The 7,326-nt window shown below is 35.9% G+C and carries 16 protein-coding genes; all 16 read left to right on the top strand.

The features are described 5' to 3' along the window. On the top strand, nucleotides 1-191 hold a 191-nt coding region (locus NYG85_RS11610; RefSeq protein ID WP_284938802.1), incomplete at its 5' end, for a hypothetical protein. A gap of 292 nt (nucleotides 192-483) precedes the next feature. After that, entirely contained in the window at nucleotides 484-1,092 is a 609-nt protein-coding gene (locus NYG85_RS11605; protein WP_284938801.1) for an NYN domain-containing protein, read from the top strand. 10 nt (nucleotides 1,093-1,102) lie between these two features. Next, nucleotides 1,103-1,333, top strand: a complete 231-nt coding sequence (locus NYG85_RS11600; RefSeq protein ID WP_284938800.1) for an XRE family transcriptional regulator — start codon at nucleotides 1,103-1,105, stop codon at nucleotides 1,331-1,333. A 405-nt stretch (nucleotides 1,334-1,738) separates the two neighbouring features. Next, on the top strand, nucleotides 1,739-1,942 hold the full coding sequence (locus tag NYG85_RS11595) for a hypothetical protein (RefSeq protein WP_284938798.1): 204 nt from the start codon (nucleotides 1,739-1,741) through the stop codon (nucleotides 1,940-1,942). A 1-nt stretch (nucleotide 1,943) separates the two neighbouring features. Then, a complete protein-coding gene (locus NYG85_RS11590; RefSeq protein ID WP_284938797.1) occupies nucleotides 1,944-2,699 on the top strand; it encodes an antA/AntB antirepressor family protein in 756 nt (251 codons plus the stop codon). A 102-nt stretch (nucleotides 2,700-2,801) separates the two neighbouring features. Further along, on the top strand, nucleotides 2,802-3,767 hold the full coding sequence (locus NYG85_RS11585; protein WP_284938796.1) for a recombinase RecT: 966 nt from the start codon (nucleotides 2,802-2,804) through the stop codon (nucleotides 3,765-3,767). Nucleotides 3,768-3,824: 57 nt separating this feature from the next. Then, nucleotides 3,825-4,061: a hypothetical protein gene (locus NYG85_RS11580; RefSeq protein WP_284938795.1), complete on the top strand. Its 237-nt coding sequence runs from the start codon at nucleotides 3,825-3,827 to the stop codon at nucleotides 4,059-4,061. 112 nt (nucleotides 4,062-4,173) lie between these two features. Beyond that, nucleotides 4,174-4,344, top strand: a complete 171-nt coding sequence (locus tag NYG85_RS11575) for a hypothetical protein (RefSeq protein ID WP_284938794.1) — start codon at nucleotides 4,174-4,176, stop codon at nucleotides 4,342-4,344. Then, nucleotides 4,298-4,537: a hypothetical protein gene (locus NYG85_RS11570; protein ID WP_284938793.1), complete on the top strand. Its 240-nt coding sequence runs from the start codon at nucleotides 4,298-4,300 to the stop codon at nucleotides 4,535-4,537. The genes NYG85_RS11575 and NYG85_RS11570 overlap by 47 nt, the downstream gene beginning before the upstream one ends. Then, entirely contained in the window at nucleotides 4,530-4,886 is a 357-nt protein-coding gene (locus tag NYG85_RS11565; RefSeq protein WP_284938792.1) for a hypothetical protein, read from the top strand. Before NYG85_RS11570 ends, NYG85_RS11565 begins: the two co-directional genes overlap by 8 nt. A gap of 16 nt (nucleotides 4,887-4,902) precedes the next feature. Further along, complete coding sequence (locus NYG85_RS11560; RefSeq protein WP_284938791.1) at nucleotides 4,903-5,136, top strand: helix-turn-helix domain-containing protein; 234 nt, start codon at nucleotides 4,903-4,905, stop codon at nucleotides 5,134-5,136. Nucleotides 5,137-5,279: 143 nt separating this feature from the next. Next, nucleotides 5,280-6,086 (top strand): hypothetical protein, encoded by an 807-nt coding sequence (locus NYG85_RS11555; protein WP_284938790.1) that lies wholly within the window; start codon nucleotides 5,280-5,282, stop codon nucleotides 6,084-6,086. Continuing rightward, nucleotides 6,079-6,567: a single-stranded DNA-binding protein gene (ssb, locus tag NYG85_RS11550; protein WP_284938789.1), complete on the top strand. Its 489-nt coding sequence runs from the start codon at nucleotides 6,079-6,081 to the stop codon at nucleotides 6,565-6,567. Before NYG85_RS11555 ends, ssb begins: the two co-directional genes overlap by 8 nt. A gap of 15 nt (nucleotides 6,568-6,582) precedes the next feature. Further along, entirely contained in the window at nucleotides 6,583-6,876 is a 294-nt protein-coding gene (locus NYG85_RS11545) for a hypothetical protein (RefSeq protein WP_284938788.1), read from the top strand. Beyond that, a complete protein-coding gene (locus NYG85_RS11540; protein ID WP_284938787.1) occupies nucleotides 6,869-7,039 on the top strand; it encodes a hypothetical protein in 171 nt (56 codons plus the stop codon). Before NYG85_RS11545 ends, NYG85_RS11540 begins: the two co-directional genes overlap by 8 nt. Next, a complete protein-coding gene (locus NYG85_RS11535; RefSeq protein WP_284938786.1) occupies nucleotides 7,036-7,209 on the top strand; it encodes a helix-turn-helix transcriptional regulator in 174 nt (57 codons plus the stop codon). Before NYG85_RS11540 ends, NYG85_RS11535 begins: the two co-directional genes overlap by 4 nt. The last annotated feature ends 117 nt before the right edge of the window (nucleotides 7,210-7,326 follow it).

Here is a 7,326-nt window from a genome sequence, read left to right as displayed (position 1 = left end):
GCGTCCCTTTTGCCACGCAACAGCTTTACGCTAACAATTGCCCCAATTGTGGCATAGAGTGGATAGATTACAAAAATTACTCGCAGATTATAAGCGATTTAAAATATGCCTTTGAGTTTTTATCAAAAAGTGGTAGAGCAGATATTAGTTTAACGATAAAGGCAGAGAACCAAGAGAAAACGCAAGGCTAGATCAAATACCAGCTTTTATGGATGCTAAAAACTTGCAAAGCCTTATTTCATCGGACTTACAAGCTTTGATCAAGCGAGTACCATATCTAGAAAAAACACGAACAATAAAACCCAAAAGCTACTATTAATCACTTTTTTAATAGAATTTAGGAGGTTTATAAAAATCTCTAAAATTAAAAGGTTAATATTATGATTAAAACTATTTTTAAGCACTTTATGGATAAAATTACGGCATTCAACTTAGTGGCTACGGCTACTAACCGAGCCTCTAACTTTTAGGGGCTTGGACTTTATGCGGACAAATGCTTACATTGATGGGTTTAATCTTTACCACTCTATTTTATCATTTAACGACCAACGCTTAAAATGGCTAAATTTACGCTCACTTTGCGAGAATTTTTTGCGTGATAATGACGAGCTAAACGAAGTTTATTTCTTTTCAGCATATCTTACGCACATTCAAGATAAATTCACACGCCATTTAAGTTACGTAAAAGCCTTACAAAGCGTAGGCGTTACGCCGATTATGGGTAAATTTAAAAAGAAATTTCCACATTGCAAAAATTGTAACACCGACTACCAAACCTATGAAGAGAAGCAAAGTGATATAAACATCGCAATCACCCTTTTAAGAGATGCTTTTTTAGACAAATTTGATAAAGCTTTTTTAATTACCGCCGATACGGATTTGGTTTCAACGATAAAGATGATTAAAGAGCTATTCCCAAAAAAGCGTATTATTTTACTTATTCCGCCAAAACGCAGAAAATATGCAAGTGAGCTAATACAGACGGCTAACGCTAATTTTGAGATAAAAAAGACGGATTTATTAAACTCGCTTTTGCCTGATACTATCTATTTAAAAGATGAAGCGATAAAAATACCAGATGAATATTTATAAAAGGATTAAAATGAGTGATGAAAATTTAATAAAACAAACCTGCAAAGAGCTAGGCTTAACGTATAAGCAATTAGGCGAGGCAATAGGTGTTAGCGAGGGGCGAGTAAAACAACTTGCTATCGGCGAAGTTGGCGAACAAGTGCAAAAAGCTTGTGAAATGCTACTTAAAATAAACAGGCTTGAAAAACAACTAACCGAGCATAATCAACTAAAAACACTCCTTAAAAACTTCATTTCATAACCAGCTCATTTTTTTAGCTGGGTAATCACGTAAAAGTATAAAAACATAACTATTTTTTTTAAAAATGTTTATATAATTATACTTTTAGTCTTGACAATAGTTCGTATTTATGTTATAATTTCGTCATAAAGGTTATAAAACATAACTTTTAAATAAGACGAAAGGAGACAAGATGAAAAGGCTAAGATTAATCGCACTAATCTTACAGATAGCGTTTTACGTTATCGCCTTACTTAGGCTGTTTATTTAGCCTAAGTAGCCCCCAGTGCGAGGGGGCTTTCATCTCGCTTTAAAATTATACCATAAAGGAGCAGTTATGAGTTTAGATTTTATTTTAATCATTATTTTGTCAGCGTGGGTCGGAGTGCAAGAATTACGCATAAGACGCCTAGAAAAGGGGCAAAAATGAAGCCCCAAAGCCTACAAAAAGAGAAATTCGCAAAGTATTTAGAGCTTTATAAAATAGAGCCAACCGACAGCGATGAAGTAGCAAGTTATAAAGTGCTTGATTGTGCGTTTGACTTGTTTTGTGCCTTAGACGCATTAACAAAAAATCATAACGCAATAAAAGCTAAAATTTTAAACATATTAAACCCAAAAGGAGAATAAAATGAACGAGTTAATACCTATTGGTAAAACTAAACTAAATGGTGCTGAGATAAACTCAGTCAATGCAAGAGATTTACACGAAGTTTTGGAGAGTAAATATCAGTTTGCCGACTGGATAAAAACAAGGCTTGATGAAGTAGATGCTATTGAAAATATCGACTACATCATCGTTTCAGAAAAATCTGAAACGATGAGCGAGGCTGGCAGAAAGGCGAGTATCAAAAAAGAATACATCCTAACCATAGACATCGCAAAAGAAATTTCAATGCTAGAACGAAACGAAATCGGCAAAAAAGTAAGGCGGTATTTTATAGAAGTTGAGAAAGCTTACAAAGCCCAGTTTGCTATACCTAAAAATCTAAGTGAGGCGTTACGATTAGCCGCCGACCAAGCAGAGCAAATCGAAGCCCTAGAAGCTCAAAGAATAGCGTCCCTGCCTTATGTTACTTATGCAAAAGCCGTTGAAGCTAGTGCCACAAGTGCATTAATAGGCGATTTTATAAAAACTCTTTGCGACGAAAACAATGTAAGCGTAGGGCGAAATAGAATTTTTAAGTGGTTAAGAGATGAAAAATACTTAATGAGCGATAATATGCCATATCAAAAGTGGCTAGACGCTGGATATTTTGAAGTAACTCCGCAAATAATAGTAACACCAAAAGGCAACAAAGAGCGTTTTACGACACGCATTAGCGCAAAAGGGCAAGTGGCTTTAAGTGCTAAAATTTGCGAAGTTTTTAAAAGAAAAGTAGCCTAACCTCGCACATTAGGCTAAACACTTCCAAATTATACACAAACAAACTTACGGCGGAGTTAATCCGCCACTTCTTACAAAAATAAATTTTTAAAAGGATAAACAATGCAAATCACACAAAGAGAGAACGAAGCAAGAGCGATTATTAACGCTAAAATGGGGCAAATTAGCACGATTACAGCAGGAGATAAGGCAAAAGCCTCCGCCTTTGCTAGTGCGATGATAAACCTAGCAAACGACGCAAACCTAGCAAAATGCAAAGTTGAGAGCGTGATAAATACCGCAATGCAAATCGTGCAAATCGGCTTACACCCAAACAAGCTTTTTGGTCAAGCTTACGTAGTCCCTTATGGCAACACAGCTCAACTGCAAATCGGCTATAAAGGCTTAATCGCCTTAGGTATGCGTAATGGTTGGCGATTTAGAGCCGTAGCCGTTTATAAGTGCGATACGTTTAATTTAGAGTTTAACGGACTTGACGATAAAATCCACTTCGTGCCAAATTATGATGAGCGAAACGATGACGACGGAGCGTGGGTTTTTAATAATCTAGTAGGCGTTATCATATATGCAAAAGATAGCATAGATAGCGTATTTAGCGACTTTGTAAGCAAGAAAAAGTTAGAAAAACTTCGCACCGCAAGTCCAAATCAAAAAGCAGGCGTTTTAAGCGGTGTTTGGGCTACTTGGAGCGAAGAGATGTATAAGGCAAAAGCCCTTAAATACGTAGCTACAAGACTACCGATAAATGATAGATTAACCGAAGCCGTAAATATGGAGGACGAGCCATTTAGACAAAACACGCAAGAGCTACAAATAAAAGAGCAGCCAAAGGATTTAAACCAAATTTTAAAAGAGCAAAAGAGCCAAAAAGAGCCTGAAATTTTAGATTACGACGCAACAACCGGCGAAGTTATGACGCCAAACCCTTATGATTTATTGCAAGATGAGCTTATAAGGCGTGGAGTGAGTGAAAATAGTGCCGAAAATATCGTAACAAGATACAACACCGAGCAGGTAAATGCTTTTTTAAGCGACCCTAGCAGCATTGATAGCCTAGCTGAAAATTAAAGTAAGATTTTTGCCCCTTTTTTATAAAATTTAGGGGCAAAAAACAAAGGATTAAAAATGAGTGATGAAAACAAAATTTTAAACATAAAAAAGCTAAAAATAGTCTGCTCCAAGTGTAAAACCGAGATAATAATGGATTTGGGGGCGACGGCTTATTCTTGCCCTGTTTGCGGACAGAGTTTTGTCGTTAGGGGCGATATGAATTATTTTATTAGGCTTTACGAGCTACTTTTAGAGCTTAAAAGCAACCCTGCGGCAGAATTTAGCCTAATATGCGAAAGGGAGCAAGAATGAGCGACACACGAAAAAACAAGCGAATTTAAATATACATTTTTAAGTATTTTTTAGTCTTTTTTAGTGTATTATTGTTATCCAACAAACTACAAAGAAATACAAAGGAGACACGATGAGCGAAGCTATAAGATACTTTATGCTTGGTTTTAGAAATGCGTTTTCTCCGATAAAACTCAAAACTACAAAAGATTTGGGGCAAATTTCAGTAGAGCTTTTTGAAAAAAGGAGAGTTTTGCTTGAAAAAGAAAGAGATAAACGCAAAGTTACAAGAGATAAAGTCTAGTGAGCCTTTACCGCAAGACCTTAAAGCTATTGTCCAAAATAATGTAAGTAGCGTAAATGTTGAAGTTAATCTCTCTGAGCTTGGCGGACTTGCTAAGACAGACCCACAACTAGCAAAAGAATACCTAGAAATTATCAGAGCAAACCAGGCTCATATCCAAAAAAATGGATACCGAAGGAAGAGTAATGGTTGAGTTCTTAGGAGCATTAATATCGCTATTGATGATCGTCGCTGTTATAGCAGGCTTTATCGCATACCCAGAAGAAATCTTTAAATTTTCTTTACAGGGTATATTTTTTTTAATTATAGCAAGTATTGTTATGCCTATCGCTTGGGCTATAATAAAAGCGATATTTAAAGGTTCAGTGGAAGTTGGCTGTATAGTATTTAAGGGCTTAGCAAAGATTGCAGAAGCAGTTTTTAAACCACTCGAGCACCTAACGGGCATTTTAGACACAATATATAGTAAAAAAATAACCAGCATTTTATTTTACGTATTTTATATATTGTTTTTGCTTTTTATACTTTCGCTTTTTAAATAATAAACAAGGATAACTGATGGCAGATGATAGCATAGTAAAACGCGTATGCAAAGAATTAAATATCACGCAAAGAGAGTTGGCGGAACGGATAGGTATGAGTGCAGATAGCTTACGAACATTAAGTGCAAAAGGGCAAATCAGCTCACAAACCGAAGCCGCTTTAAATTTAGTGCTTGAAAACGAGCAACTGAAAAAAGAGCTAGAAAACTACAAGGTACTTAAAGTCGCCATAAAAACAATGATTGATTAATGGTAAGGATTTCTTACCATTAAAATATTCACATTTTTTAACCCCAAATGTGAATAATATTTATAAAGCCTCTTGACAAGTATAAATAATATTGCTATAATTTCGCCAAATATTTAAATAATATCCACAAAAGGGGCGAATAAATGCAAAGTTTATTTACAACACAACCAACAGCACAAGTTGAAATTCTAAATTTCCAAACCTTTACCACCGAATATGTCGCAAAGCGTTACGGCACTTCAGAAGCGAACATAAAAGAGCATAAACGCGAACATTCAGATGAAATTTTAGAAAATATACATTTCATAATTGAGTCAAATAGGCTAAACCGCCCACTTATCAAATGGACGCTTCGTGGTATCATCAAGCTTGGTATGTTTATTCGTAGCAAAGAGGCTAAAAATTTCAGACTTTGGGCAGAGCAAGAGCTAGAAAAGAGCATAAACGCCGAGCTAGAAAACGCAAGGCTAACACGTGAGCGAAATTTAGCACTAGTCAATAAAATCTCCGCCCTTGAAGCAACGGCGATACAAAATAAAAAACACCACACAAACCAAATCAACGGTTACAAAAGCCAACTAGCAAAGCACAACGAGCAAATAAAGCAGTTAAAAGCTAAGCTTGTATTGGCTAAGAAAAACGACCCATTCGCAGAGCTTGACCTAAGCGACCCTAAATATCAGCCATTCTCGGCTGGACGACCTAGCTACAAAGAGCTATGGCTGGAAAACATAAGCATCAGAGGCAACAACAACGCTTTAAAAGTAGCCATAAAAATGTATAAAAAAGATAAGGATAAAAACAAACAAATAGCATTAAACCTAGCCAAAATTCAACAAGAGCTAGAAAAAAGTTATACAGCCATTGGTGCGGTTATGGCGTATTGCCACGATGATGACCGCTTTTTTATAGAAAATAATGAGATATTAAAAGGAGATAAAAATGTTTAACAAAGTAATTTTAGTTGGTAATCTAACCAAAGACGTCCAGCAAGGCACCTCACCGCAGGGCATAGCATACGCAAAATCCGCCCTAGCCGTATCACGAAAATATAAAACACAAAACGGGCAAATCGCCGATGAAGTGTGTTTTATTGACCTCGTATTTTTTGGCAACACTGCAAAAATTGCAGGGCAATATTTGCAAAAAGGCAGTAAAATTTTAGTTGAAGGGCGTTTAAAATTTGACACGTGGTGCGATGATTATGGCAACACTAGACAAAAGCACAGCGTGCAAGTTGAGAGCTTAGAAATGCTAGGCAGTAAGCAAGAGAGCGAAGCAACAAACGCTCTTAAAGCACCGCCATTAAATCAAGCAAACGCCTTTAATCCGCCACCACAAAATAACGCTTTTAAAGCACCACCCCAAACTTTCACGCCGCCGCCAAACGAGCAAATATACGATGAAAACGGCGATGAAATACCATTTTAATTTAAAGGAAAAAATATGAGAACAAATAGATTTAACATAGGCGATATCGTTTATATTTGTGTTTGTGGCACAACAACCACTCTAATAACTCGCGCAAAGGTGCTAAATATTTATGATAAAAATGATGGATTTTATTATGATTTTGGTATTGCAAAAGGCAAGCATTTAGGCGGTGGGTATGAGGATACAAAATATCTTACCGAGCCGATAGAGGAGTTTTGCCTTTATGGGCTAAAAGAGTATAAAAAGTTTAAGGAGGACGTAAATTTCTCTCTTAAAAGAGCATTAGGAGAAGTAAAAAATGAGTAGCCCATTAAGAGAAAGGCAAATAGAAACATTAAAGAAATTTAGCGACTTTGCAGAAATACACAACAAAAAAGACATTACAATTAAAAAAATCATCAAGCGACTTTATAGACTAAATTTAGATGAGCTAAAAAGCGTAAAAAATTACATAAAGGGAATAAGATGAACGACACTTTTATCACAAAAAAAGAAGCATTAAAAGAGCTAGGATTGTCATCACGCACACTTTATTCGCTAGTGCAAAGCGGAAAAATCGTAGCGAATAAAATAAACGCAAGGCTGATTTACTACTCGCTTAACTCAATTAGAGCCTTTAAAGCAGGCATAAACTCATAAAATTTTAACATTTTTTTTAATTTACTCCAAAAATGGGCTAGTTTTTGGAGTGCCCTTTTTGATAAATTAAGCCATATTTTACAAAAAAGGATACAAAAAATGGCAATTACTTCAACT

The organism is Campylobacter gastrosuis (assembly GCF_030249845.1).
In the GTDB taxonomy this organism is placed as follows: Bacteria; Campylobacterota; Campylobacteria; order Campylobacterales; family Campylobacteraceae; genus Campylobacter_A; species Campylobacter_A gastrosuis.
Note: the sequence above shows the minus strand (reverse complement) of the source record. Positions and strands in the feature narration are given on the sequence as shown.

What these genes read in the sequence shown, in the direction of transcription:
- NYG85_RS11605 (WP_284938801.1), top strand. Translation starts at nt 484, where the DNA reads ATGCGGACAAATGCTTACATTGATGGGTTTAATCTTTACCACTCTATT.
- NYG85_RS11600 (WP_284938800.1), top strand. Translation starts at nt 1,103, where the DNA reads ATGAGTGATGAAAATTTAATAAAACAAACCTGCAAAGAGCTAGGCTTA.
- NYG85_RS11595 (WP_284938798.1), top strand. Translation starts at nt 1,739, where the DNA reads ATGAAGCCCCAAAGCCTACAAAAAGAGAAATTCGCAAAGTATTTAGAG.
- NYG85_RS11590 (WP_284938797.1), top strand. Translation starts at nt 1,944, where the DNA reads ATGAACGAGTTAATACCTATTGGTAAAACTAAACTAAATGGTGCTGAG.
- NYG85_RS11585 (WP_284938796.1), top strand. Translation starts at nt 2,802, where the DNA reads ATGCAAATCACACAAAGAGAGAACGAAGCAAGAGCGATTATTAACGCT.
- NYG85_RS11580 (WP_284938795.1), top strand. Translation starts at nt 3,825, where the DNA reads ATGAGTGATGAAAACAAAATTTTAAACATAAAAAAGCTAAAAATAGTC.
- NYG85_RS11575 (WP_284938794.1), top strand. Translation starts at nt 4,174, where the DNA reads ATGAGCGAAGCTATAAGATACTTTATGCTTGGTTTTAGAAATGCGTTT.
- NYG85_RS11565 (WP_284938792.1), top strand. Translation starts at nt 4,530, where the DNA reads ATGGTTGAGTTCTTAGGAGCATTAATATCGCTATTGATGATCGTCGCT.
- NYG85_RS11560 (WP_284938791.1), top strand. Translation starts at nt 4,903, where the DNA reads ATGGCAGATGATAGCATAGTAAAACGCGTATGCAAAGAATTAAATATC.
- NYG85_RS11555 (WP_284938790.1), top strand. Translation starts at nt 5,280, where the DNA reads ATGCAAAGTTTATTTACAACACAACCAACAGCACAAGTTGAAATTCTA.
- ssb (WP_284938789.1), top strand. Translation starts at nt 6,079, where the DNA reads ATGTTTAACAAAGTAATTTTAGTTGGTAATCTAACCAAAGACGTCCAG.
- NYG85_RS11545 (WP_284938788.1), top strand. Translation starts at nt 6,583, where the DNA reads ATGAGAACAAATAGATTTAACATAGGCGATATCGTTTATATTTGTGTT.
- NYG85_RS11540 (WP_284938787.1), top strand. Translation starts at nt 6,869, where the DNA reads ATGAGTAGCCCATTAAGAGAAAGGCAAATAGAAACATTAAAGAAATTT.
- NYG85_RS11535 (WP_284938786.1), top strand. Translation starts at nt 7,036, where the DNA reads ATGAACGACACTTTTATCACAAAAAAAGAAGCATTAAAAGAGCTAGGA.